The 26,043-nt window shown below is 71.6% G+C and carries 18 protein-coding genes and 2 tRNA genes; 15 read left to right on the plus strand and 5 right to left on the minus strand.

Annotated features, from left to right (window positions below):
• The first annotated feature begins 57 nt into the window (after positions 1-57).
• The 5 genes from B1L07_06795 to B1L07_06815 all read left to right on the plus strand — a co-directional run bounded on the left by B1L07_06795 (position 58) and on the right by B1L07_06815 (position 8,368).
• On the plus strand, positions 58-3,417 hold the full coding sequence (locus B1L07_06795) for a hypothetical protein (GenBank protein ID AUZ54852.1): 3,360 nt from the start codon (positions 58-60) through the stop codon (positions 3,415-3,417).
• A gap of 61 nt (positions 3,418-3,478) precedes the next feature.
• Positions 3,479-4,066 carry an RNA polymerase subunit sigma-24 gene (locus tag B1L07_06800; GenBank protein AUZ54853.1) on the plus strand — a complete coding sequence of 196 codons (588 nt, stop codon included), beginning with the start codon at positions 3,479-3,481 and terminating at the stop codon, positions 4,064-4,066.
• Positions 4,050-5,060 carry a hypothetical protein gene (locus B1L07_06805; GenBank protein ID AUZ54854.1) on the plus strand — a complete coding sequence of 337 codons (1,011 nt, stop codon included), beginning with the start codon at positions 4,050-4,052 and terminating at the stop codon, positions 5,058-5,060. The genes B1L07_06800 and B1L07_06805 overlap by 17 nt, the downstream gene beginning before the upstream one ends.
• 15 nt (positions 5,061-5,075) lie before the next feature.
• The gene (locus B1L07_06810; protein ID AUZ54855.1) at positions 5,076-6,896 is read left to right on the plus strand and encodes an amidohydrolase; all 1,821 of its coding nucleotides are present in this window, start codon (positions 5,076-5,078) and stop codon (positions 6,894-6,896) included.
• 11 nt (positions 6,897-6,907) lie between these two features.
• Positions 6,908-8,368, plus strand: coding sequence for an amidohydrolase (locus B1L07_06815; protein ID AUZ54856.1), 1,461 nt, complete (start codon positions 6,908-6,910; stop codon positions 8,366-8,368).
• Between the two features lie 10 nt (positions 8,369-8,378).
• Here the strand turns inward: B1L07_06815 and B1L07_06820 are convergent, their stop codons facing one another.
• Positions 8,379-8,918: a hypothetical protein gene (locus tag B1L07_06820; GenBank protein ID AUZ54857.1), complete on the minus strand. Its 540-nt coding sequence runs from the start codon at positions 8,916-8,918 to the stop codon at positions 8,379-8,381.
• A 267-nt stretch (positions 8,919-9,185) separates the two neighbouring features.
• Here B1L07_06820 and B1L07_06825 point away from each other — a divergent pair.
• Both B1L07_06825 and B1L07_06830 read left to right on the plus strand, forming a co-directional pair.
• Positions 9,186-9,261: transfer RNA gene (locus B1L07_06825), tRNA-Phe, on the plus strand.
• 113 nt (positions 9,262-9,374) lie between these two features.
• On the plus strand, positions 9,375-10,964 hold the full coding sequence (locus tag B1L07_06830) for a diguanylate cyclase (protein AUZ54858.1): 1,590 nt from the start codon (positions 9,375-9,377) through the stop codon (positions 10,962-10,964).
• Positions 10,965-11,036: 72 nt separating this feature from the next.
• On the opposite strand, the gene B1L07_06835 is transcribed toward B1L07_06830, so the two are convergent.
• Together B1L07_06835 and B1L07_06840 are read right to left on the minus strand one after the other, a co-directional pair.
• Positions 11,037-11,112: transfer RNA gene (locus B1L07_06835), tRNA-Ala, on the minus strand.
• Positions 11,113-11,191: 79 nt separating this feature from the next.
• On the minus strand, positions 11,192-12,286 hold the full coding sequence (locus tag B1L07_06840; GenBank protein AUZ56495.1) for a ribonuclease D: 1,095 nt from the start codon (positions 12,284-12,286) through the stop codon (positions 11,192-11,194).
• An 82-nt stretch (positions 12,287-12,368) separates the two neighbouring features.
• On the opposite strand from B1L07_06840, the gene B1L07_06845 reads away from it, so the two are divergent.
• Positions 12,369-14,237 carry a serine/threonine kinase gene (locus B1L07_06845; GenBank protein ID AUZ54859.1) on the plus strand — a complete coding sequence of 623 codons (1,869 nt, stop codon included), beginning with the start codon at positions 12,369-12,371 and terminating at the stop codon, positions 14,235-14,237.
• A gap of 386 nt (positions 14,238-14,623) precedes the next feature.
• Positions 14,624-15,523, plus strand: coding sequence for a peptidase (locus B1L07_06850; protein ID AUZ54860.1), 900 nt, complete (start codon positions 14,624-14,626; stop codon positions 15,521-15,523).
• A gap of 380 nt (positions 15,524-15,903) precedes the next feature.
• On the opposite strand, the gene B1L07_06855 is transcribed toward B1L07_06850, so the two are convergent.
• Positions 15,904-17,241, minus strand: a complete 1,338-nt coding sequence (locus B1L07_06855) for an exodeoxyribonuclease VII large subunit (GenBank protein ID AUZ54861.1) — start codon at positions 17,239-17,241, stop codon at positions 15,904-15,906.
• 80 nt (positions 17,242-17,321) lie between these two features.
• A complete protein-coding gene (locus tag B1L07_06860) occupies positions 17,322-18,404 on the minus strand; it encodes a tRNA epoxyqueuosine(34) reductase QueG (GenBank protein AUZ54862.1) in 1,083 nt (360 codons plus the stop codon).
• A 23-nt stretch (positions 18,405-18,427) separates the two neighbouring features.
• Between B1L07_06860 and B1L07_06865 the strand changes: the two genes are divergently transcribed.
• From B1L07_06865 to B1L07_06890, 6 genes are all read left to right on the plus strand, one after another.
• Positions 18,428-19,900 carry a bifunctional ADP-dependent (S)-NAD(P)H-hydrate dehydratase/NAD(P)H-hydrate epimerase gene (locus tag B1L07_06865; GenBank protein AUZ54863.1) on the plus strand — a complete coding sequence of 491 codons (1,473 nt, stop codon included), beginning with the start codon at positions 18,428-18,430 and terminating at the stop codon, positions 19,898-19,900.
• Between the two features lie 8 nt (positions 19,901-19,908).
• Positions 19,909-20,388 carry a tRNA (adenosine(37)-N6)-threonylcarbamoyltransferase complex ATPase subunit type 1 TsaE gene (locus tag B1L07_06870; protein ID AUZ56496.1) on the plus strand — a complete coding sequence of 160 codons (480 nt, stop codon included), beginning with the start codon at positions 19,909-19,911 and terminating at the stop codon, positions 20,386-20,388.
• 80 nt (positions 20,389-20,468) lie between these two features.
• Positions 20,469-22,013, plus strand: a complete 1,545-nt coding sequence (locus tag B1L07_06875; protein ID AUZ54864.1) for an N-acetylmuramoyl-L-alanine amidase — start codon at positions 20,469-20,471, stop codon at positions 22,011-22,013.
• A gap of 223 nt (positions 22,014-22,236) precedes the next feature.
• Positions 22,237-24,087, plus strand: coding sequence for a DNA mismatch repair protein MutL (locus B1L07_06880; GenBank protein AUZ54865.1), 1,851 nt, complete (start codon positions 22,237-22,239; stop codon positions 24,085-24,087).
• Between the two features lie 2 nt (positions 24,088-24,089).
• A complete protein-coding gene (locus B1L07_06885) occupies positions 24,090-25,031 on the plus strand; it encodes a hypothetical protein (protein AUZ54866.1) in 942 nt (313 codons plus the stop codon).
• The gene (locus B1L07_06890; protein ID AUZ54867.1) at positions 25,028-26,035 is read left to right on the plus strand and encodes a hypothetical protein; all 1,008 of its coding nucleotides are present in this window, start codon (positions 25,028-25,030) and stop codon (positions 26,033-26,035) included. Before B1L07_06885 ends, B1L07_06890 begins: the two co-directional genes overlap by 4 nt.
• Positions 26,036-26,043 lie beyond the last annotated feature (8 nt).

Here is a 26,043-nt window from a genome sequence, read left to right on the forward strand (position 1 = left end):
CAGGTGAGGAGACCGACAACGTCGCCGCATTCGCATATACCGGAGAGGGGTTCATCAATGCGTTCATTCAAGTTGTTGCCGCTGGCCAGCGCCATCCGTGGCGGCCTGGCCGCCGCGGCGCTGTGCGTGGCCATGCCGGCGCTCGCCGCACCGCCGCAGTTCGATATCGAAGGCGGTCGCATCGAGGAAGTGCTGCCTGAATTCGCCCGCCAGGCGGGCCTGCAGATCATCGCGCCGGCCGCCATGGGCGACGAGGGGCGGATCGAGGTCGGGCAGCTGAAGGGGCAGATGGACCCGCGGCAGGCGTTGAACCGCCTGCTCAATGGCACCGGGCTGGCCATCGCCTCGGACGACGGCCGTACGATCACCCTGCGCGCCGCCGCGCCGATGCTGGCCTCGCTCGGTGGCCTGGGCGGGCTGGCGGTGGCGCAGGCCGCCGAACCCGAACCGGTGGCCCCGGCGCCGCAGCCGGCGCCGGCCAGCGGCCCGGTCAATACGCTGGACCAGGTCACCGTGGTCGGCAGCCAGATCAAGGGCAGCAAGTCGGCGGCGATCCTGCCGGTGGCGACGCTGCAGGCCGAGCAGATCGAAGCCACCGGCGCGGTCTCCGGCGACGACCTGTACCGCTCCATCCCGCAGATGGGCAATGTCTCCTTCAGCGGCACCAACGGCGGCAACAGCTCCAACTACGCGCGCGGCGACATCGCCTCGGTCAACCTGCGCGGGCTCGGCGTGGGCAACACGCTGCTGCTGATCAACGGCCGCCGCACCGTGGTGCACCCGACCAGCCAGGCCGACGGCAACCTGGTGCCGGTGCTGACCTACAACGCCAACACCGTGCCGGTGGCCAACCTGCGCCGGGTCGAGGTGCTGCTGGACGGCGCTGCCGCGATCTACGGCACCGACGCGGTGGCCGGCGTGGTCAACAACGTGCTGCGCGACGACATGGACGGCGGCACGCTGAGCGTGCAGAAGGGCGTGGGCGAGGGCACCCACCTGAGCGATGTGTCGGTCAACGGCATGTGGGGCCGCAATTCGCAGGACCTGCGCTCCAACGTCACCGTGGCCTTCAATTACTACAACACCACCGGCCTGAATTCGCTGGACCAGGACTGGACCCGCAGCGGCAACCGCATCGACGACTTCGCCGGTACCCCGTACGCAGGCCTGGCCGGGGTGGACAACCGCAACACCAACAGTCCGTGGGGCAATTTCACCGCCAATGGCGCGCGCGTGTCGCAGAACGGCAAGTGGTTGACCACCGCCGCCGGCGCCTTCCACGTCAAGCCGACCAGCAACGGCAACTGCGCCGCGACCCTCGGCGACGGCCTGTGCGTGCAGTCCGGCAGCAAGGCCACCTCGGGTGCCGACGCCAACCTGCGCGACAACCACCAGTCGTTGTACCCGGTGTCTATCGCGCCGGACGTGCGCCGCATCAACCTGTTCGCCACCGGCAAGCATGATTTCGAGAACGGCATCTCGCTGTTCAGCGAGGCCGGCCTGTACGACTCGCGCGCCTACAGCCTGCAGAATGGCGTGAACACCATTTCCTCGCTGCCGATGACGGTCGCCGCCAGCAATTACTGGAACCCGTTCGGCGCGATGTACCTGCCCGACGGCACGCTCAACCCGAACCGGCTGCAGGGCCTGAACATCGGTCCCAACGGCCTGCCGGTGACGATCACCAGCTACCGCTTCGAGCGCCCGACCCGGATCGAGGTCAAGAACACCCAGGTGCGCGCGCTGGCCGGCCTGCGCGGCTACCACTTCGGTTTCGACTGGGAAAGCGCGGCGCTGTACTCCAAGGCCAGGGTCGAGGACACCCAGGACGCGGTGAGCATGACCCTGTTCCAGCAGGCGCTGGCCGATTCGACCGCGGCGGCCTACAACCCGTTCTGCGGCGGCTGCAACGACTGGAGCAAGCTCGACCGGTTCTTCTACAAGGCCAAGCGCCAGAGCGAGACCGAACTGTACCTGTGGGACGTCAAGGCTTCGCGCCCGGACCTGTTCCGCACCTGGGCCGGCGACGTCGGCATGGCGGCCGGCATGGAAGTGCGCCATGAGACCCAGCGCGACGACCGCGACGCCCACGTCGACGGTTCGTTGACCTTCACCGACGCGATCACCGGGGTCCAGTACCCGAGCGACATGTATGGCGTCAGCCCGACCCCGGACACCTACGGGTCGCGCACCGTCGCCGGCGTGTTCGCCGAGTTCTCGGTGCCGCTGGTCGCGCCGGGGATGGACATCCCGCTGGTGCGTTCGCTGGACCTGCAGGTGGCCGGCCGCGCCGAGCGCTACAACGACTTCGGCAGCGTGGCCAAGCCGAAGCTGGCGCTGGGCTGGCAGATCATCGACGGCCTGACCGTGCGCTCGTCCTGGGCCAAGGGCTTCCGCGCGCCCAACCTGGAGCAGGTCAACGCCACCATGGTCAGCCGCTCCAACAACCGCACCGACTGGGTCCAGTGCCTGGCCGACGTGCGCAGCGGCGCGCAGGCCTCGATGGCGGGCTGCAAGGGCTACACCGCCTCGACCACCGCGCGCCGTTCGGGCAACCCGGACCTGAAGCCGGAAACCTCGACCAACACCAGCGCCGGCATCGTGTTCCAGCCGCAGTTCATCCCCGAGGACTTCGGCCGCTTCACCTTCGCGGTGGATTACTACAAGTACGCGCAGGAAGGCATCATCGGCCTGTTCGGCGAGGGCAACGCGCTGATCCTGGACTACGTGCTGCGCCAGCAGGGCGGCAGCAACGCCGACGTGGTGCGCGCCGACCCCACCGCCGACGACATCGCGCGCTACGCCGGTACCGGGCTGGAGGCCGCGGGCAAGGTGCTGTACGTCAAGGACCAGTACGTCAACCTCGAACCGCAGACCGTGCGCGGCGTGGATTACAGCTTCAGCTGGGCCTCGCCGGAAACCCGCGCCGGTCGTTTCGACGTGTCGCTCAACGGCACCCGCCTGATCGAGTTCTACCGCCAGCGCTCGCCGGCGCTGCAGGCGCTGGAAGACGCCAAGGGCAGCGGCCTGGTCGATCCGTCGATCCGGGTCACCGGCGGCGGCAACCTGATCGGCAACGGCGGCAACCCGCAGTGGAAGTGGTCCGGCACCCTCACCTGGCGTTACCAGCAGCTGTCGGTCGGCGCCAGCGCGCGCTACAGCAGTGCGTTCGTCGAGAACGGCCTGGTGCTGGCCGACGGCACGCCGTGGACGGTGAAGTCGCAGACCCTGGCCAATGCCTTCGTCAAGTACGACTTCCGCGGCGACGGCTGGATGGACGGACTGTCGCTGAAGGTCGGCGCCAACAACCTGGCCGACAAGCGGCCGCCGGTGTCCAGCGACGCGTTCGGCTATTCCTCGGCGGTGTACCAGGCGTATCCGCGCTACTGGTACGTCAACGTGACCAAGGCGTTCTGATGATTCCAGACGTTGTCCGTGAAAACGCCCGGCACGCGCCGGGCACCGCGGGGGTGCGGCGATGAGCGCGGCACTGGGCGCGGCGCGTGCGTTGTGGCTCGCCGAGCACGTGCTGCCGTGCGAGCCGGCGCTGCGCGACTGGCTGCAGCGCCGGCTGCCGGTGCGCCAGGACGTGGATGACGTGATCCAGGAAACCTACGCCATCCTGGCGGCGCTGGCGGACGTGTCCCACGTGCGCCAGCCGCGCGCCTACGTGTACTCGGTGGCGCAGTCGGTGGTGCTGCAGCAGCTGCGGCGTGCGCAGGTGGTGTCGATCGAGGCCGTGGCCGAGATCGAGCGGGTGGCCATCGGCGGCGAGGAGGCGTGCCCGGAGCGGACCGCGTCCTCGCGGCAGGAACTGGCGCGGATCGGCGCGTTGATCGACAGCCTGCCGGACAAGTGCCGGCAGGCCTTCGTCCTGCGCCGGATCGAGGGGTACTCGCAGCGCGAGATCGCCCAGCGGATGCAGATCAGCGAGAACACCGTGGAGAAACACATCTGCAAGGGAATCCGGGTATTGATGGATTCGATGAAGCGTGACGGGAAAGACGCGGACGAGGGCAGGGAACGGCCTGCGGCAGGAGGAACACGCCATGCGCGCACGCGATGAGCACAGCATCGACGATATCGCCGCGGCCTGGGTCGCGCGCGAGGACCGGGCCCCGCTGACGGCCGCCGACGCGGTCGCGCGCGATGCCTGGCTGCAGGCCGATGTGCGCCACTTCGGCGCCTATGCGCGGGCGCATGCAGTGCTGGCGCGCACCGCGCGTGCGCGCGCGTTGTCCAATGGCACGGCCGCGATCGCCGCGGCTCCTGTGCCGCCGCGTTTCCGGCGGTCGCGACGGGTGCTGCGCTGGGCGGCCGGCATGGCCGCGGCACTGAGCCTGCTGGTGATCGGCGTGCACCGCCAGCAGGATGATGCCGAGTACTACGCCACGCGCCGCGGCGAAATCCTGCGGGTGCCGCTGGAGGACGGTTCGGCGATCACCCTGGACTCGGATTCGCAGGTACGCGTGCGCTACGACGACGCGCGCCGCAGCATCACCCTGCTGCAGGGCGAGGCGCTGTTCGACGTGGCCAAGAACCCCGGCCGCCCGTTCGTGGTGCGTGCGCAGGAAACCGACGTGACCGCGGTCGGCACCAGTTTCGCGGTCAGCCTCACCGAGCGTCGCAGCGGCGGTGTCGAGGTGCTGGTGCGCGAAGGGGTGGTGGACGTGGCCGACACCCAGGGCGCGGTGGCGCCGGCGCGCCTGCTGGCCAACTACCGCGCGCTGGCCAATCGCAGCCACGGCATCCGCATCGAGGCCGTGCCCGCCGAGGACCTGGAGCAGCAGCTGGCCTGGCGCGAGGGCATGCTGTCGTTCAACGGCGACACGCTGTCGGTGGCGGCCGCGCAGTTCCTGCGCTACAGCGACACCCGCATCGTCATCGACGATCCGCTGGTCGGCAGCCGCCGCATCGTCGGCCTGTACTCGGCCAGCGATCCGCTGGGCTTCGCCCGCAGCGTCGCCCTGAGCCTGGGGCTGGTGGTCGAACAGCAGGGCAAGGTGGTGCGCCTGCGCACCCCGCAGAGCGCGCCGCAGGCGGCGCATTCCATGCAATGACTCTGGATTGAATACATGAACATCACTCCCCGCCGCGCCCGCGCGCTCGCCCTGCTCACCGCGTTGCTGCTGTCCTCCGGGCAGGCCAGCGTGGCCGCCACGTCCGCCGATACGGCGCTGCTGATCCGCGATGCCATGGTGTTCGATGGCACCGGGCGCCCCGCGTATCCGGGCAGCGTGCTGGTGCTGGACGGCCGCATCGCGGCGGTCGCCGGTGCCGGCCAGGCCCTGGCCGCGCCCCGCGGTGCGCGGGTGATCGACGCCCGTGGCCAGGCGCTGCTGCCGGGGCTGTTCGACCTGCACACCCACTGGACGCCCAATGCGCGCCCGGCCGAGCTGCCGCAGATCGCCAACCTGTACATGGCCGCCGGCGTGACCACCGTCAGCGATTTCCACGAGCCGCCCGAGGCCTATGCGCCGCGCCGCGCCTGGCTGGCCGACATCGCCGCGCCTGACGTGAAATTCGCCGCGCGCATGAGCACGCCGCTCGGCCACGGTGCCGACTGGGGTGACGAGAACACCACCCGCTGGGTGAATTCGCCGGAGGCCGCGCGCGCCGGCGTGCGTGCGGTGGCGGCCTACAAGCCGGACTTCATTAAGGCCTTCACCGACGGTTGGCGCTATTCCAACGCTGCCGACAACAGCAGCATGGACGAGGAGACCCTGGCCGCGCTGGTGGACGAGGCGCACCGGCACGGGCTGAAGGTGTTCTCGCACACGGTGATGGTCAAGCGCGGCAAGGTCGCCGCGCGCGCCGGCGTGGACGTGATCGCGCACAGCGTGCAGGACATGCCCGTGGACGCCGAACTGGTGCGGCTGATGCGTGAGCATGGCACCGCCTACGCGCCGTCGCTGGCGGTGTACCTGCCCGCGCGCGTGGATGGCAGCGGTGCCGCCGGTACCCGCCCGGAGGTGCTGCGGCAGCGCGAGCGCAATTTCGCCGATGCCCTGCGCAACGTGAAGGCGCTGCACGATGCCGGCATCCCGGTGGTGGTCGGCACCGACGCCGGCATGACCGGCACGCCGCACGGGGCCTCGACCCTGCGTGAACTGGAGCTGCTGGTCGACGCCGGGCTGACCCCGGCCGAGGCGCTGGTCGCCGGCACCGCCAACAGCGCCCGCGCGCTGGGCGTGGACGACCGCGGCACCGTCGAGGTCGGCAAGCGTGCCGACCTGCTGCTGGTGAAGGGGCGGCCCTGGGAGCGCATCGCCGATATCCGCAACACCCAGCGGGTCTACGTCGCCGGCCGCCAGGTGCACGGGCCGGGCACGGTGTTGCCGGCCGGCAACCGCGCGCTGGCGCTGCCGGCGCAGGCGGTGGCGCCGCTGGTCGACGACTTCGAGCGCGCCGACGGGCGCACCGCGCTGGATACGCTGCGCATCGACGAGGCCGATGGTGGCAACGACCGCACGCTGCAGGTCAGCGAGACCGTCGCCCGCGAGAGCGGCGGCCACGCGCTGTCGGTGCAGGCGCGGCTGTCCACCAAGCCCAACGCCTATGCCGCGGCGATCCTGCCGCTGAGCCGCGGTTCGGTCGCGCCGGTGGACCTGCGCGGCTACCGCGGCATCCGCTTCGACGTACGCGGCGGCACGCCGGCGCTGCGGCTGGAGGTGCGGGCACTGGGCGACCGCCGTTTCATCGCTCCGGTCCAGGCCGCGCCGCAGTGGCGCAGCGTGGAGATCCCGTTCTCCGCGCTGCAGGGACAGCCGCCCTACCGCGGCAAGGGCCCGGTGGCCGCATGGCAGGGCGACGACGTCCAGCAGCTGGTGTTCTCCGCCGGCGGCGAGGCCGGCGGCAAGGTGTGGTTCGAGATCGACAACGTGGGCTTCTACTGAGGGTGCGGGCGATGGGCATGCGGCGGGCGCGGTTCGGGATCCGGCTGGGCGCCGGGCTGGTGGCCTGCGCGGCCGGCGTGGCCTGGGCGGCCGAGCCCGGGGTACTGGCGGCGTTGGACGCCTATGCACCACGCCAGGCGCAGGTCGCCCAGGCGCTGTGGCGGCAGCCCGAGCTGGGCTACCTGGAAGAGCGCTCCTCGCGCCTGTTGCAGCAGGAACTGCGCCAGGCCGGCTTCCGCATCGAAGCCGGCGTGGCCGGCATGCCGACCGCGTTCGTCGCCTCGTACGGCACGCGCGGCAGCGGACCGGTGATCGCGCTGCTGGCCGAGATGGACGCGCTGCCGGGCATGGCGCAGGCGGCCGGGCCGGTGCGCATGCCGATCGACGGCCAGGACGCGGGCCAGGCCTGTGGCCACAACCTGTTCGGCGCGGCGTCGGTGGGCGCCGCGCGCGCCATCGCGCAATGGCTGCAGGCCAGCGGCACGCCGGGCGAAGTACGCCTGTACGGCACGCCGGCCGAAGAGGGCGGCTCCGGCAAGGTCTACATGACCCGCGCCGGGCTGTTCGACGATGTGGACGTGGTGCTGCACTGGCATCCGGCGGCCGAGAACTCGGCCGCGCAGGGCACCAGCCTGGCCAACATCAGCGGCAAGTTCCGCTTCCACGGCGTCGCCGCGCACGCGGCCATCGCGCCGGACCGCGGCCGCTCCGCGCTCGACGCGGTCGAGGCGTTCAACCACATGGCCAACCTGATGCGCGAACACGTGCCCGACGGCACCCGCATCCACTATGTGATCAGCAACGGCGGCAGCGCGCCGAACGTGGTGCCGGATTTCGCCGAGGCCTACTACTACGTGCGCCATGTCGATCCGGCAGTGGTGCGCGAGGTGTTCGCGCGCCTGCGCAGGGCCGCCGACGGCGCGGCCATGGGCACCGGTACCACGGTCGAGTTCGAGCAGACCGGCGGGGTGTTCTCGCTGCTGCCCAACGACACCCTGGGCCAGGTGATGCAGGCGGCGCTGGAGCAGGTCGGCGGCGTGCGCTACGACGCCGCCGAGCAGGCCTTCGCCGAAGCGCTGCAACAGAGCCTGGAGCGGCGGCCGCCGCTGGCGGTGGCGATGCAGCTGCAGCCCTACCGCGCGGACCTGGCCGGCAGCGCATCGACCGATGTCGGCGACGTCAGCTGGAACGTCCCGACCGCCGGCCTGGGCACCGCCACCTGGGTGCCGGGCACGCCGGCGCACAGCTGGCAGGCGGTGGCCGCGTCGGGTGCCCCGCTGGGCGCCAAGGGCGCGCTCAATGCAGCCAAGGCGCTGGCGCTGGCGGCGGTGCGGCTGTTCCAGTCGCCGGACATCGTCGGCAGGGCCAGGGAGGAATTCGGCCGGCGCCGCGGCGCGGACTTCCGCTACGTGCCGCTGCTGCAGCGCGACGCGCCGCCGCTGGATTACCGGCGCGGGCCCGGCGCGCCATGAGCGCGTGCGCTCAGTCGACCGGCGCCATCACCTTCAGTGGCGCCAGGTCGTAGCCCATGTCGGCGGCCTGGCGCTTGAGCCGCTCGAGCAGGGCGGCGTCCATCGACGGCGTGCGCGACAGGATCCACAGGTATCTGCGCCCGGGTTCGCCGACCATCGCCCACTGGTAATCCGGATCCAGCGCGATCACCCAGTAGTCGGCCCACGCCCAGGGCAACCACGACAGCCAGTCGGGGGCGAAGCGCACCTGCAGGCGCCCCGGGTGGCCGCTGACCGGGCGTGCGACCCCCTCGGCTTCGATCATGCCGCCATCGCCGGTGCGGCAGCGGTTGAGCACGCTGATCCGGCCATCGGCGCGCAGACGGTAGCTGGCGGTGATGTCGGCCACGCACTTCTTCTGGAACGACACCGGCAGGTGCGCGATCTCGTGCCACTGGCCGGCGTAACGGTCCAGCTCGAAACGTCCGACCGATTCCACCGGCGCCGCCGCCTGTGCGGTGCAGGCGAGCAGCAACGACAGCGGCAACGACAACAGCAGGCGAGGGTGCATGGTTTCTGGCCTCCCGGGATGGAGTGCAGGCTATGCAAAGCCGGGCGCGGCGAAGTAAAGGTTTTGTTGGGGCGCATGCCGCGCGGCCGATGCGTGTCATGCCCGGGCATCGGCGGCGAACGCATGCGGCCATGCGCGGATGGCCGCGCTCGGTCCGCCGTGTTGCCGGCATCGAAAAAAAAAAAACTTGCCGATAACGCTTGCCGAAACAGCAAGACCTCCGTATCATGCGCGTCCTCGCCGGCGGGAACGTCGCGAAAACAAAGTGGCCGGGTAGCTCAGTTGGTAGAGCAGGGGATTGAAAATCCCCGTGTCGGGGGTTCGATTCCCTCCCCGGCCACCACGAATACGAAAGGCCTGCAGTGATGCAGGTCTTTTTTTTTTGTACGCATGGCCGCCGGTTGTGCGAAAGCGGCGGCATGCGGCGCCGGAGCCGTCACTGCAGGCGACGGTCCGGTGGATCGGGCATCCCGGCGCGGGAGGGCAACGACGGCGATGGACCTGCGCAAGCTGATACTGGCCCTGGCCCTGCTGGGTGCTTTCCTGCCGTTCGCCAAGACGCTGCATGCCAGCTACCAGGTGCAGCGGCAGCAGCTGATCGACAGCACCCTTGAAAGCAACCTGGCGTACGCGACCAAGCTCGCCAAGAGCACCGACGACTTCGTCCAGTCCGCGCAGCTGCAGCTGGACTACACCGCCCAGTTGCTGGCCGGGCAGATGGACGATGCCGACCGGCTCGACAAGGAAGCCGCCCGCCTGCGGCTGATGAGCAAGAGCTTCAATTCCATCGTCATCTTCGACGATGCCGGCAAGGTGCTGGCGACCTCGCCGGAAACGCTGCAGCTGCAGGGCAAGACCCTCGCCAGCGCCGCGGTCCGTGAATCGATCCGGTCGCGTCAGCCGCTGATCAGCAAGCCGTATCTGTCGGCAGCCGGCAATTTCATCGTGCTCATGGTCAGCCCGATCCGCGACCCGCGCGGCGGCTTCCTCGGCGCGATCGGTGGCGCCATCCACCTGCAGAAGGAGAACATCCTGGACCGGCTGCTGGGCCGGCACTTCTACCGCGATGGTTCCTACCTGTACGTGGTCGATGGCGAGCGGCGGATCATCTACCACCCCGACCCGGGCCGGGTCGGCAAGGTGGTGAACGGCAACGCCGCGGTCGACGAGGTGACCCGTGGCGGCAGCGGCACGGCCACCCTCGTCAACAGCAAGGGCACGACCATGCTGGCCGGCTACGCGCCGGTCGCGGCGACCGGCTGGGGCGTGATCGCACAGCGCCCGCGCGACGTCACCCTGGCGCCGCTGACCTCGCTGATGCGCACGGTGTTCGTCAAGACACTGCCGCTGGCCGTGGCCACCGTGCTGCTGCTGTGGTGGTGCGCGCGCATCATCGCCCACCCGCTGCGTATGCTGGCCGACGGCGCGCGCCACATGGACCAGCCCGGCACCCCGCAGCGCATCCGTTCGGTGCGCTCCTGGTATTTCGAATCGCGCGAGCTGAAAAAGGCCATGCTGCTGGGCATCGGCCTGTTTCAGAAGAGCATCAGCAAGCTGCGCGAGGACGTGAACACCGACCCGTTGACCGGGTTGGGCAACCGCCGCCATCTGCAGGCGCGGGTGCAGGAGCTGCAGGAGCGCGGCACGCCGTTCGCGGTGGTGTCGCTGGACATCGACCACTTCAAGCGGGTCAACGACACCTGGGGCCACGACGTCGGCGACCTGGTGCTGAAACAGCTGTCCATGCACATGCAGGACATCTCGCGGGTGGACGACACGCCCTGCCGCGTGGGCGGCGAGGAGTTCGTGCTGCTGCTGCCGGGCGCCTCGGTGGCCAGTGCCGCGCAGGTCGCCGAGCGGCTCCGGCTGCAGATCGAGCGGGCCAACATGGCGCCGGTCGACCGGGTCACGGTCTCGCTGGGCGTGGCCGCCTGGCCGGAGAGCAGCGCCGACGTCGGCACCGTGTTCAAGAACGCCGATGACATGCTCTACGCAGCCAAGCGCGGCGGCCGCAACCGGGTGGAGGTGTACGTGCCGGGGAACTGAGCGGCACCGCCGCCGGGCCGCACCGGTCGCCAGGCAAGAAAAAACCCCGGGGGATACCCGGGGTTTTTGTTTTGGTGGAGCCAGGGAGGATCGAACTCCCGACCTCGTCATTGCGAACGACGCGCTCTCCCAGCTGAGCTATGGCCCCGTACTTCCTGTGAATGCAGTGCGCTGGGTGGGGGCGGGACCCCGTCAGCCGTGTGACTGCCTCACATCGCCAGCGAATTCTAACGCGATGCCGGCGTCGTCGCCAAGAGGGGCTGCAGCAGTGCCTGCAACTGGTCGCGGCGCCAGCCGCCGAGCGCGGCGGGCCAGTCGCAGCTTTCCAGCAGCGCTTCCAGGTGGCGTCGCGAGGCCAGCAGGCCGTCGGGCAGGCCGAGCTCGGCGCTACGGCGGGCCACCGCGTCCTGCAGGCGCTTGAGCGCGGCCTTGTTGCCGTCGCTGGCGGCCAGCGCCTGCGGTGCCTGGTCCTCGTCGGCCAGCGGCGTCTGCAGCGCCTGCCACACGGCCTGGGCCAGCTTGCGCGGGGCCTTCGGGAAGCGCTCGAACAGGCGCAGCAGCGCGTCGTAGTCGGCCGGCGGCGTGCGTGCCAGCAACGTGGCCAGTTCGTTGTCCAGGATCCAGCTGCGCGGCCGGTCACTTTGCCGGGCCTGCTGGTCGCGCCAGCGCAACAGGCGCAGCAGGCGGCGCTGCGCGTCGGCCTCGAGGAACTGCGCCGCGCGCATCGACAGGTGCGGCCAGCGCTCGCCTTCGTCGTGTTCGACCGACGCCAGCAGGCGCCGGGCGTCGTCCTGCAGCCACTCGCGGCGGCCGAGTTCGCGCAGCCGCGCGTCGATCGCGTCGTGCAGCGCGAACAGGTACTCCACGTCGTCAGCGGCGTACTCGAGCTGGGCATCGGACAGCGGCCGGCGCATCCAGTCAGAACGGGTCTCGCCCTTGGGCAGGACCACGCCGGTGACCTGCGCGACCAGCTTCTGGTAGCCCATGCCACCGCCGATGCCGGCCAGGGCGGCGCCGATCTGGGTATCGAACAGTGGCCGCGGCAGGGCGCCACAGGCGCACTTGAATGCCACCAGGTCCTCGCTGGCGCTGTGCATGATCTTGAGGATGGAGTCGTCCTCCAGCCACGGACGCAGGGCCTGGGTCATGCCGGGTACCAGCGGGTCGATCAGCAGGATCTCGTCGCCCACCGCCATCTGCACCAGCGCCAGCTGCGGCCAGTAGGTGCGTTCGCGGATGAATTCGGTGTCCAAGCCGATGCGGTCGGGGCGCTGGCGAAGGCGTTCTTCAAGTTCGGCGGGGTGTCTGATCCAGTGAGCCACGTTCAATCCATCAACTGCAGGGTTTGCCCAGGCAGGCGAGAATAGCCTAACGTCGCAGCGCACCCGAGCGCGCAGAGCCTGTATGGGAGGAAGTTTGCGTACAACCGGCCCGTTGGCCTGCCTGGCCCTGTCCATCGCGCTGGCGTGCGCCGCCTGCAGGCAGGAGCCGGCTGCGGCCACCGCGCCACAGCCGGTCGAGGCCGAGCCGGTGCCCGCGGTCGCGGCGGAGGCGCTACCCCCGGCGGCCGCGCCGGATCCGGCCACGCTGCCGCTGCCGGTATGGACACCGCCACCGGTGGAGCTGCAGCCGGAAGGGGTGCGCGACGCGCTCAAGCGCGCGGGCGCAGCATTGGCCGAGGGCCGGCTGTACCAGGAAGCGGACGATGCCATCCCCCTGTACCTGGCGGTGCTGGCGCTGCAGCCGCAGCAGCGCGAGGCGCGGCGCGGCCTGGACAAGGCCCGCGCGCGCCTGCTGGCTTCGGCCCGCGCGCTGCTGGAACAGCCGGACGACCAGCGCCGGGCGCTGGCCAGTGCGGCCACCCAGGCCGCGGTGCTCGCGCACCTGGCCCCGGAAGGCAAGACGGAGCGCGAACTGCAGCAGCGCGTGCAGGTGGCGCGGCGCCTGCTGGCATTGAACCGCTCGGGCGAAGAGGCGCTGCGCACGGGCAGCCCGGCGCTGGCCGCCGGCGCATTTGCCCAGGTACTGGAACTGGACCCCGGCAACCGCCGTGCCCGCCAGGGCCTGGCCGCGGTCGAGAGCGGGTTGATCCGCCAGGCGGAGGACGCCGCCGCGCATGCCGATTTCAATGAGGCGCTGGAGTGGCTGCAACGCGCTTCGCGCATCCGCGAGGACGCGCCCACCGTGGCCGATGCGCGGGTGCGGATCGAGGCGATGCGCATGGCCCAGCTGGCCGCACTGCGCGACGGCGGCCTGCGCGACCTGACCACGCCCAGCGGGCTGAAGGCGGCGCGCGAGAAGCTCGAACAGGCGCTGCGGATCGCCGCGCCCGGCGACGCGGCGGTGGCGGTGCTGCGGCAGCGCATCGACCTGGTCGCCCATTACGGCAGTTTCCGCCCCGGCCAGGTGTTCAGCGACGCTCTGCAGGACGGCGGGCGCGGCCCGCAGATGATCGTGGTGCCGCACGGCGGCTTCCAGATGGGCGCCGGCTATGCCGAGCCGGGCGCCAGCGATGCCGAACGCCCGCAGCATTACGTGCGCTTCGACCGTGGCTTCGCCATGTCCATTACCGAGGTTACCGTGGCCGAGTTCGGCCGCTTCGTGGCGGCGACCAAGGCGCGCCCGCGCGCGACCCGGCGCGGGCATTCGATCGTCTACGACGAGCGCAGCGGCAATTTCGTCCGCCGCAACGGCGCCGACTGGCAGGCCGGCTACAACGGCGCCAAGGCACCGCCGGACAACCCGGTCATGCATGTCAGCGTGCGCGACGCCGAGGCGTACGCGGCCTGGCTGTCGGCGCAGACCGGCCGCCACTACCGGCTGCCGAGCGAAGCCGAGTTCGAATACGCGCTGCGCGCCGGCACCACCGGCCGTTATCCCTGGGGCGACGCCGGGGTGCCGCCGGAGGGCAGTGGCAACTTCACGGGCAGCCTGGATGTGTCGCCCAGCGGCCGCCACTGGAAGAACGCGTTCCTCGGGTACGGCGACGGCTACTGGGGTGAGGCGCCGGCGGCCAGTTTCCGCGCCAACCCCTGGGGCCTGCACGACATGGCCGGCAACCTCAGCGAATGGGTCGCCGACTGCTGGCACGCCAGCTACCGGCGTGCGCCGCCGGATGGCGCCGCCTGGTACAACCCGGGCTGCCGCCAGCGCGTGGTCCGCGGCGGCAACTGGGCCAACGCGCCGGAGCAGACCCGCGCGGCGTGGCGGCTGTCGCAGGATTCGGACGTGACCAGCGCGCGCATCGGCTTTCGCCTGGTGCGCGGCATCTGAAGCGGCGCACGCGGGACGGCGGGCGGTGCCACGTTGATTCCCGGCGCGAAAGCCGCGGCTCGCGGGGCGGGGGGCTTCGCCCGGCGGCGGGTCGCCCCGGCGGTTTCCCGGCGTGGCGCGGGCCGCCTGTTGTTCGCGGCGGTGCTGGGTATGCGGGCACGTTGGGATGGCTGCCGGGTCGTGCCGCCCGGTGCCGCCGTTCTCCCGCAGCCCCGTGGCGTTGGCCGCCTGCAGCGATTTCGCCTGCTCATCACCGTGACCAGTGCGATGGTCTTGTCCGGTTACCGTGGCGGCGTGTTTCAGGCATGCTGCGGTCGGCGCCGGGGTGTGCTGTCCGGGCCGGCCCGCTTTCGCGCTCGGCCCCTTCCAGACGATGGAGACATGCAATGCGACAGGATCCGCTGGGCAACCAAGGCAACCCGCGCCGGCGCGGCATCGGCGGCGGCCTGCGCTGGCTGATCCTGATCGGCTTCGCGGTCTATGGCGGCTGCTACTACTTCGGCAACCGCAGCGTGGACCCGTATACCGGCGAGAAGGTGCTGATCGACAAGACGCTCGACGCCGAGGGCGAGAAGGCACTGGGCCTGCAGGCCTACCAGCAGATCCTGGCGCAGGAGCGGCCGGTCGATCCCAATACGCAGGTGGCGCGGCAGATCCGCGAGATCGCCCAGCGCCTGATCGCCAAGGTCGACGCGGTGGAGACCGCGCTGGCCACCGAGCACGGCCAGCCGCCGAACCACTTCTCGCGGTCGTTCGACTGGGAAGTGAACGTGCTGCAGTCCGACCAGGCCAATGCGTTCTGCCTGCCGGGCGGCAAGATGGCGGTCTATACCGGGCTGGTGCCGGTGGCACGCAACGCCGACGCGATGGCGGTGGTGATGGGCCATGAGATCGCCCACGCGCTGCTGCGCCACGGTGCGCAGCGCATGGCCCAGCAGAAGCTGACCGAGATCGGGCAGATGGCCGGTGCCGCCGGTGGCATGGACGCGCAGCAGCAACAGATGCTGATGTCGGCGTTCGGCTACGGCTACCTGCTGCCGTACGCGCGCAGCCACGAAACCCAGGCCGACGAAGTCGGGCTGATGCTGGCCGCCGCGGCCTGCTTCAACCCGCAGGAAGCGGTGCCGCTGTGGGAGCGCATGGGCGCGGCCAGCGGCGGCCAGGCGCCGCCGGAGTTCGCCTCGACCCATCCCAATCCCGGCACCCGGATCCAGAACCTGCAGGCGTTGATGCCCAAGGCGATGGAATACCGCCAGCGGTTCTGCGAAAGCGCGCAGGCGCGCTGAGCGGCCCCTGCCTGTCCTGCGGCTTCACCGGTAAGGCCCATGCGGGGCGAGCCCCGCATCTACGGGGTCTGCTCGGCGGCAACGACCCGCACGTCCACCACGCCGTCGCCGACGCTCATGCGGGCATCTGCATGGTTGCGTCGGCTGTCTGCTCGTCGATGCCGGGCTTGCCCGGCACCGGGCTTCATCGGCAAGGCCCATGCGGGGCGAGCCCCGCATCTACCGGATCTGCTCGGTGGCAACGACCCGCACGTCAAGCACGCCGTCGCCGACGCTCATGCGGGCATCTGCATGGTTGCGTCGGCTGCGTGTTCGTCGATGCCGTGCTTGCCCGGCACCGCGCTTAATCGGCAAGGCCCCTGCGGGGGCGAGCCCCGCATCTACGGGGTCTGCTCGGCGGCAACGACCCGTACGTCCACCACGCCGTCGCCCACGCGCGCGCGCAGCGCGTCGCCTTCACGCAGCTGTGCGGTGGAGCGGACCAGCGCGCCGTCGTCGGCGCGGGTGAGGATCGCGTAACCGCGCGCCACGGTGGCCAGTGGGCTCACTGCTTCCAGCGACCGGGCGATGCCGCGCAGGTGCAGGGCATCGCGCTGCAGGTGCCGGGCCATGGCCGCCTGCGCGCGCGGAGCGAGCGCGTCCAGGCGCCGCCGCAACAGCGCCAGCCGCTGCGCCGGCTGCACCGCGCGCAGTACCGAATGGCCATGCGCCAGCCGCGCGCGGCGCTGTTCCAGCTGCCGCTGCCACGCCGCGCGCAGCCGCGCATGCATCGCCTCCTGGCGCTGGCGCAGCAGCGCCAGCCGCGCCTGCGGGCCCTGTGCCTGCAGCCGCAGCGCGGCGCGGTCGGCGCGCTGCATTGCCTGGCCCAGCGCGTGCGCCTGCAGCTGTGCCAGCCGCCGCTGCAGGTTGCGCAGGCGCGCATCCAGGTCGCGCCGGTCCGGCACCAGCAGCTCGGCGGCCACCGACGGTGTCGGCGCGCGCAGGTCGGCGGCGAAATCGGACAGGCTGAAATCGGTCTCGTGGCCGACCGCGGAGACCACCGGCGTGGTGCTGGCGGCGATGGCCCGTGCCAGTTGTTCGTCGTTGAACGCCCACAGGTCTTCCAGCGAACCACCGCCGCGGGTCAGCAGGATCGCGTCGTAGCGGCCGCTGGCGTCGGCACGGCGCAGCAGCGCGGTGATCTGCGCGGCCGCGGCCTCGCCCTGCACCAGGGTCGGCAACAGTTCCACCTCGAGCAGCGGGAAGCGCCGCGCCAGCACGCTGAGCACGTCGCGCACCGCCGCGCCGCTGGGCGAGGTGATCACCGCCAGGCGGCGTACATGCGCCGGCAGCGGCCGCTTGCGTGCCGGGTCGAACAGGCCTTCGGCCTGCAGCCGCGCCCGCAGCGCCTCGAACGCCCGGCGCAGCGCGCCTTCGCCGGCTTCCTCCATGTGGTCCAGCACCAGCTGGTACTCGCCGCGTGCCTCGTACAGGGTCAGGCGGCCGCACGCCAGCACGCGCAGGCCCTCGCGCGGGACGAACTTCAGCCACTGGCTCTTGGGCCTGAACATCGCCGCGCGCACCTGCGCGCGTGCGTCCTTCAGGGTGAAGTACAGGTGCCCGGATGCGGGGCGGCTGACATTGCCGAGTTCGCCTTCCACCCACACCAGCGGGAACGCGCCCTCGAGCAGGTCGCGGGCGAGCGTGTTGAGCTGGCTGGGGCTGAGGACGTTGTCCATGGCAGGCGCGGGGAACGGGACGCTATTGTTCCCGCGCGCGGGCGCTAAAGCCAATGTCGCCGAGGCCGGTGCCTGCGCCGCTAGCCGGGATCCTGCCGCGGATCGTGGCGCCGCAGCGCCCAGGCGACATGTTCGCGCACCAGTTCGGACGGGTGGTCCAGGCGGCTGAGCAGCGCCTGCCGCGCGGCAGGCGAGGGCGCCGCGTTGCCCAGCGCCACGGCGATGTTGCGCAGCCAGCGTTCGTGGCCGCTGCGGCGGATCGGGCTGCCCTCGGTGCGGCGCAGGAATTCGTCTTCGTCCCACGCGAACAGCTCCGGCAGGGTCGCCGTGTCCAGGTCGTTGCGCGCGCGGAAGTCCGGCTCGTCGGTGCGCCGCGCGAACTTGTTCCAGGGGCACACTAGCTGGCAGTCGTCGCAGCCGTAGATGCGGTTGCCCATCAATGGGCGCATTTCCAGCGGGATGGCGCCCTCGTGCTCGATGGTCAGGTAGGAAATGCAGCGGCGCGCATCGAGCCGGTGCGGGGCGATGATCGCCGCGGTCGGGCAGATGTCGATGCAGCGCGTGCAGCTGCCGCAGTGCGCGCTGGCCGGGGCGTCCACCGGCAACGGCAGGTCGATGTAGATCTCGCCGAGGAAAAACCACGAGCCGCCGTCCTTGTCGATCAGGCAGGTGTGCTTGCCGATCCAGCCCAGCCCGGCGTTGCGCGCCAGCGCGCGTTCGAGCACCGGCGCCGAATCGACGAACACGCGGTACCCGAAGGGGCCGATTTCGGTGGCGATGCGCCCGGCCAGCTTCTGCAGGCGGTTGCGCATGAGCTTGTGGTAATCGCGGCCCAGCGCGTAACGCGCCACGTAGGCGCGCTCGGCGTCGTCCAGGGTGGCCCAGGCCGCGGCATCGTCCTTGTGGCCATAGTCCAGCCCCACCGAGATCACCCGCACCGTGCCCGGCAACAGCTCCTGCGGCCGCGCGCGCATCGCGCCGTGCCGCGCCATCCATTCCATGGTCCCGTACAGGCCCTTGCCCAGCCAGTCGGCGAGGTGCGCCGCGTCCTCGCCCAGGTCGACGCCGCTGATGCCGCAGCGCTGGAAGCCGGCCTCGCGCGCGAGCTGGCGGATGCGCAGCGACAGCTGCGCCATGTCGGCGGTGGCAACGGCTCCAGGCATGGCGCAAGTATAGAATCGCGGGCATGAGCCAGCCCGATGGACTGTTCGATACCGCCGCCGCGCGCCGCATCGACGCGCAGGCCACCGCCGCGCTCGGTGGCGACGGCTACCTGTTGATGCAGCGCGCCGGCCAGGCCGCCTGGCAGTGCGCGCTGCAGTACTGGCCGCAGGCGCGGCGCATCGTGGTGGTGTGCGGCCCGGGCAACAACGGCGGCGACGGCTATGTGCTGGCGCGGCTGGCGCGCCAGTCCGGGCGCGCGGTGTGCGTGCTGCACCTGCCCGGGCACGCGCCACGCACCCCGCTGGCGCAGCGTGCCTGTACCGACTACCTGGCCGTTGGCGGCCAGGTGGAGCTTGCCGCCGATTGCCTGCGCGATGCCGACCTGGTGGTCGACGCGCTGTTCGGCATCGGCCTGGACCGCGCGCCCGATGCGGAGGCCGCGCGGCTGATCACCGCGGTCAACGCCGCCGCCGCGCCGGTGCTGGCGCTGGACGTGCCCAGCGGCGTCGACGCCGACAGCGGCGCGGTGCCGGGCGCGGCGATCCATGCCGCGCGCGTGCTGCAGTTCATCGTGCCGCACCGTGGCCTGCACACCGGCGCCGCGCTGGAGTACGCCGGGCAGCGGCTGCTGGATGCGCTGGATGTTCCCGCGCAGGCGTTTGACGGCGTGGCGCCGGCCGCATCGCGCTGGAGCGCGGCGCGGCTGCCGGCGCAGTTGCCGCCGCGGCGCCTCAACACCCACAAGGGCGAGTCCGGCCACGTCCTGTGCGTCGGTGGCAACCATGGCAGCGGTGGCGCGCTGATGCTGTGCGCCGAGGCTGCGCTACGCAGCGGTGCGGGGCTGGCCAGCGCGGCCACCCGCGCGGCGCACGTGGCGCCGCTGCTGGCACGTTGCCCGGAAGCGATGGTGCATGCGGTGGAGGACGCATTCGACCTGGCGCCGCTGCTGGCGCGTGCCGGTGTCGTCGCACTCGGGCCCGGGCTCGGCCAGGACGAGTGGGGGCGCCGGCTGTGGCTGGCGGCGGTGGACGGCGGCAGGCCGCTGGTGGTGGATGCCGACGCGCTGAACCTGCTGGCGCAGCAGCCGCGAGCGCTGCCCACAGCGGTGCTCACGCCGCACCCGGGAGAGGCGGCGCGCCTGCTTGGGGTCGACGCCGCCGCCATCCAGCGCGACCGTTTCGCCGCGGCACAGGCGCTGACGGAACGGTTTTCGGCGGTGGTTGTGCTCAAGGGCGCGGGCACCGTGGTTGCCGCGCCGGGGCAGCGGCCGCGGGTGATCGCGGCGGGCAATCCGGGCATGGCGGTGGGCGGCATGGGCGACCTGCTGACCGGGGTGATCGCCGCGCTGCTGGCGCAGGGCCTGTCGCCATTGGACGCAGCCAGCACCGGCGCGCTGCTGCATGGCCTGGCCGGCGACGCGGCGGCCGCGGAGGGCCAGCGCGGGCTCCTGCCGCGTGACCTGCTGCCGCACCTGCGCGCCCGTGCCAATCCATAATGACGGCCATGATCGAACTGTTCCTTCCCGATGCCGCGGCCACCGACCAGCTGGGCGCGGCCCTGGCCGCGACCCGGCCGACGCCGGCGGTGGTCCACCTGCACGGCGACCTGGGTGCCGGCAAATCGACCCTGGCGCGCGCGCTGCTGCGGGCGCTCGGCGTGCAGGGGGCGATCCGCAGCCCCACCTATACCCTCGTCGAACGTTACCCGCTGCCGGCCGGCGAGGCCTGGCACCTGGACCTGTACCGGATCGGCGATGCCGGCGAACTGGATTTCCTGGGCCTGGACGAGGCCGAGGCCGACCTGTGGCTGGTCGAATGGCCGGAGCGGGGCGGCGCGGCACTGCCGCCCCTGGACCTGCGGGTGGCGCTGGACATGCACGGTGCGGGCCGCCGGGCGCGGCTGCAGGCCTGCTCCCCGGCCGGCCAGGCATGGCTGTCGCGCCTGGGGCAATCGGGCCACTTGCAGGGGTTTCCTGCCGCCTGATGGAAGGAAAGTGTGGCAGGTTGCGGATTATTAAGGGAAAAGGTGTTGCAATTACGCAATTCCGGTGATTGAATCCGCCCATGCTCAAGGGAAGCCGCCTGATCGCCCTGTCTGCCTGTGTCGCCGGTCTCTGCCTGGCTGGCGCTTCGGCGTGGGCGGGTGAGATCCGCAGCGTCGCCGTGCAGGCCGGAAGCACCGGTACCCGTGCCGAGATCCAGCTGGCCGGCGGTGGCAGCTACAAGACCCTGTCGCTGGCCGGGCCGAACCGCCTGGTGGTGGATTTCCCGGATTCGACCGCCGTGCGCGGGCTCAAGTTGCCGCCCGCCGCCGGTGTCGTCACCGCCGTGCGCACCGGGACCCCGGCGCCGGGCACGTTCCGGGTGGTGTTCGACCTGGCCGAGTCGGTGGTGGCGTTCAAGCCGCAGCTGCAGGGGCAGGGCGCCGAGTCGCGGCTGCTGATCGAATGGCCCGGCGAGACCAGCGGCGCCAGTACCCGACCGGTGACGGTGAATGCGTCCGCGACCCCGCTGCCGGCGCAGCCCGGCAGCGCCGAGGCGCGCCGCGAGGCCGCCCGTGCCACGGCGGCACTGACCGCGGCGGTGGTGCAGCAGGCGTCCGCCGCGCCTGCCCCGCCGGCTGCCGTCGTCAACACCCCTGTGCCCACCACGACGGCGGTGGCCACCACGAACACGCCTTCGCCGGCTGCCATCCTCAACGGACAGGCGAGCGTGCCGGCCGTGGTCGCCTCGGCGACTGCGCCGACCCCGGCACCCGCGCCTGCACCGGTACCGGCCGACGAACAGCCGGCCCCGCGTCCGGTCATGCCCAGCGATGCTTCGCGCATCCGCATGCAGCCGGGCATGCGCACGCTGGTGGTCGCCATCGATCCCGGCCATGGCGGCCAGGACCCGGGGGCGATCGGCCCGACCGGCAAGCGCGAGAAGGACGTCACCCTGGCGGTGGCGCGCGAGCTGGCGCGGCAGGTCAATGCCACGCCCGGCCTGCGCGCCTACCTGACCCGCGACACCGACGTGTTCATCCCGCTGCCGCAGCGTGCCCAGCGCGCGCGCGCGGCCAAGGCCGACATTTTCATTTCGATCCATGCCGACGCGGCGGAGAACCGCGCCGCCACCGGCTCGTCGGTGTACGTGCTTTCCACCAAGGGCGCGTCCTCGCAGCGCGCGCGCTGGCTGGCGGACAAGGAAAACGCGGCCGACCTGATCGGCGGCGTCAGCCTGCAGCGGACCGAGGGCACCCTGGCCAACGTGCTGCTGGACCTGGCCCAGAGCGGCAACATGAAGGCCTCCGAAGATGCCGCCAGCCACGTGCTGGGTGGGCTGAAGCGGATCGGCAACAACCACAAGCCCAACCTGGAGCGGGCGAACTTCGCGGTGCTGCGCACCTCGGACATGCCGGCGATGCTGGTGGAGACCGCCTTCATCTCCAACCCGGACGAGGAGCGCCGCCTTACCGACCCGGCCTACCAGCGCCGCGTCGCCGGTGCCGTGCTCGACGGCGTGCACACCTATTTCAGCCGGCAGCCGCCGCCGGGCACGCTGTTCGCCGCGCGCGCGCAGGCCGAGATGGAAGCCGCCGCGGGCACCGTGGCCGGCGGCAGCAAGTAAGCACGGCGCGCGCCAGCGCTGCGCATCCTGTCCGGCGGCTGCAGTCATTCGGATCGCATCCGTCATCGACCCGCCCCTCCCGTGCCCCGGGCGCAGTGCCGCCACTGGCGGGGTGAGGGGCGACTGGCTGCTACACGCGGTGGCGGGGCGGCTATCATCTAGCGATGCGAGATAGCGATTTCATTCCCCTGCTGCGCCCCGCTGGTTTCCCGGAACGCGCGGCATGAGCACCATCCGTCCGCTCCCCGAGATACTGATCAACCAGATCGCCGCCGGCGAAGTGGTCGAGCGCCCCGCGTCGGTGGTCAAGGAGCTGGTCGAGAACGCACTCGATGCCGGCGCCACCCGCGTCGACATCGACCTCGAGGAAGGCGGCGTGCGCCTGATCCGCATCCGTGACAATGGCGGCGGCATCGCCGCGGCGCAGTTGCCGCTGGCGGTGTCGCGCCATGCCACCAGCAAGATCGCCTCGCTCGACGACCTGGAGTCGGTCGCCACGCTGGGCTTCCGCGGCGAGGCGCTGCCGTCGATCGCCTCGGTCAGCCGCTTCACCCTGGCGTCGCGCCAGCCGCAGGACGAACACGGCGCCGCGCTGCAGATCGAGGGCGGCAAGATCGGTGAAGTCACGCCGCGTGCGCATGCGCCGGGCACCACCGTGGAAGTGCGCGAGCTGTTCTACAACGTGCCGGCGCGGCGCAAGTTCCTGCGCGCCGAGCGCACCGAACTGGGCCATATCGAGGAATGGCTGCGTTCACTGGCGCTGGCGCGTCCGGACGTGGAACTGCGGGTGTCGCACAACGGCAAGCCGTCGCGCCGCTACAAGCCCGGCGACCTGTACTCCGATGCGCGCCTGGGCGAAACCCTGGGCGAGGACTTCGCGCGGCAATCGCTGCGCGTGGACCACAGCGCGGCCGGCCTGCGCCTGCACGGGTGGATCGCGCAGCCGCAGTACTCGCGCGCCAGCGCCGACCAGCAGTACCTGTACGTCAATGGCCGCTCGGTACGCGACCGCAGCGTCGCGCATGCGGTGAAGATGGCTTACGGCGACGTGCTCTACCACGGCCGCCAGCCGGCCTACGTGCTGTTCCTGGAACTGGACCCGGCGCGGGTGGACGTCAACGTGCATCCGGCCAAGCACGAAGTGCGTTTCCGCGATGCGCGGCTGATCCATGATTTCGTCTACCGCACGCTCAAGGATGCGCTGGCCGAAACCCGCGCGGGCCTGGAGCCGGCGGCCGGGCTGGCGGCTGCACCGGCCCTGCCGCCGCAGGCGGCGGGCGGGCAGGCCGCCGGCTATCTGCTGTCGCGGCCGTCGGGCGGCGCCGGTGGTGGTGGCGGCTGGGCACCGCGGCAGTCGCCGTTGGGACTGCAGGTGGCCGAGGCGCCGTCGGCCTATGCCGCGCTGTATGCGACGCCGGCCGATGCCACGCCGCCGGGTACGCCTGCCGGCGGCACTTCGGGGCTGCCGGCGACCGCCGCCGACAGCGGCGTGCCGCCGTTGGGCTACGCCATCGCGCAGCTGCATGGCATCTACATCCTGGCCGAGAACGCCGACGGCCTGATCGTGGTGGACATGCATGCCGCGCACGAGCGCATCGGCTACGAGCGCCTGAAGACCGCGCACGATGGCATCGGCCTGCATGCGCAGCCGCTGCTGGTGCCGATCACCCTGGCGGTGGGCGAACGCGACGCCGACACCGCCGAACGCGAGGCGGCGACGCTGGCCGAACTCGGCTTCGAGGTGACCCGCTCCGGCCCCGGTTCGCTGCACGTGCGCAGCATTCCGGCACTGCTGGCCAACGCCGAACCGGAAGGGCTGCTGCGCGACGTGCTCACCGACCTGCGCGAACACGGCCAGAGCCGGCGCGTGGCCAGCGCGCGCGATGAACTGCTTTCGACCATGGCCTGCCATGGCGCGGTGCGCGCCAACCGGCGGTTGACGGTTCCGGAAATGAATGCCCTGCTGCGCGACATGGAAACCACCGAGCGCTCCGGGCAATGCAACCACGGCCGCCCGACCTGGGCGCGCTTTTCGCTGGCGGAGATCGACCGCTGGTTCCTGCGGGGGCGTTGACGATGAAACGATGGGTGGGCATGGCGCTGCTGCTGGTGGCGATGGCCGGTTGCGGTGGCGGCGACCGGCCGGCGCCGGCTCCCGACGCGCCGCGCTTCGATCCGGCGTTCCTGATGAACAACGACATCTGGCGCGAACAGCGCCAGGCCGAACTGCTGCAGCCCGATGGCTGGACCAGCCTGGTCGGCCTGCACTGGCTGGAGTTGAAGGCCCACTACATCGGCAGCGGCAGCACCAGCGGCATCCGCCTGGCGATGGGGCCGCCGCGGCTGGGCATGGTGACGCACGCGGCGGGGCGCTACTGGTTCACGCCCGAGCGCGGCGTCGCGGTACAGGTCGACGGCAAGCCGGTGAAAGGCCGCATCCCGTTCCATGCCGATGACGCGCCCAGCCCCACCACGATCACCTTCGACGGTGGCAAGGGCACGCTGAGCCTGATCCATCGCGGGCCGCGCCACGCGTTGCGGGTGCGGCACGCCGACGCCCCGGCCCGCACCGGTTTCGGCCACCTGGAGTACTGGCCGGCCGATGCGTCCTGGCGCATCACCGCGCGCTTCGTGCCGCACGCCGCCGGCACGACCCTGCCGGTGGTCGACATCACCGGCCTGACCACCGAACAGCCCAATGCCGGCGCCATCGAGTTCGAGCGCGATGGCCGCACCTGGCGGCTGCAGGCGCTGGGCGAGCCGGGCGGGGCGCTGTTCGTGATCTTCGCCGACCGCACCAGCGGCCACGGCAGCTATGCCGCCGGCCGCTACATCGACCTGGACGCGCCCGACGGCGACAGCCAGGTGCTGATCGATTTCAACCGCGCCTACAACCCGCCGTGCGCGTTCACCCCGTTCGCCACCTGCCCGTTGCCGCCGCCGGAGAACCGGCTGGACCTGCCGGTCGAGGCCGGCGAGAAAACCTACGTCAAACCCGCACAGGAACACGCGACATGAAATGGATGGCCCGCGCCGCGGCGCTGCTGCTGGGATCGGTGATGCTGCTGGGCGCGCCGGCGCCGTCGCTGGCGCGGCAGGCGCCGGCGGCCGCCACCCCGGCCAAGGCACCGCCGGTGCCGCTGTTGTGGAAGGCGAGCGGCCCCAGGGGCGCCGAACTCTACCTGCTGGGCTCGTTCCACCTGCTCAGGGCCGACGATTACCCGCTGTCGGCGGACGTGGACGCGGCTTTCGACGCATCGAGCCAGCTGCTGTTTGAACTGGCGCCGGAAGAAATGAACTCGCCGGCGCTGGCCACGCAGATGGCGCAGGCCGCACTGCGCCGCGATGGCCGCCTGCTCAAGGACGAACTGGATGCCGATACCTGGCGGCGGCTGCAGGACTACGCCGCCGCCAACGGGCTGCCGATCGATCGCCTGGCCGGGCTCAAGCCCTGGTTCGTCGGGCTGACCATCAGCCTGGGGCAGATGGCACGGCAGGGGCTGGATGCGCAGGCGGGGCTGGACCGGCACCTGATGGCGCGCGCGGCCACCGCCGGCAAGCCGGCGCAGGGGCTGGAAAGCGCGGCGGCGCAGATCGCCATGCTCGACGGCATGAGTGGCGACGAGCAGCGGCAGCTGCTGCGCGAGGCGCTGGAGCAGGTGGACAAGGGCGACGAACAGAGCCGGCGCCTGCACGACGCCTGGCGGCGTGGCGATGACGTGACCCTGTGGCGCGACATGGCCGCGCAGATGAAACGCGACTATCCGGCGCTGTACCGGCGCATCAACACCGAGCGCAACGATGCCTGGCTGGCGCCGCTGCAGGAGCGCCTGCAGGCCGGGCCGGGCGCGACCCTGGTGGTGGTCGGCGCGCTGCACCTGCTCGGCAGCGACGGCGTGGTCGAGAAGCTGCGCGCGCGCGGCTACAGGGTCGAGCGGATCTGTTCGGCCTGCACCCCGTCCACGCATCCGGCGCGGCGTGCTCCGGCGGCAACGGCGCCAGCGGCCCGCAGCCGCAACTGAGGCGCGCG

The sequence above is a fragment of the Stenotrophomonas acidaminiphila genome (assembly GCA_002951995.1).
GTDB lineage: Bacteria > Pseudomonadota > Gammaproteobacteria > Xanthomonadales > Xanthomonadaceae > Stenotrophomonas > Stenotrophomonas acidaminiphila_A.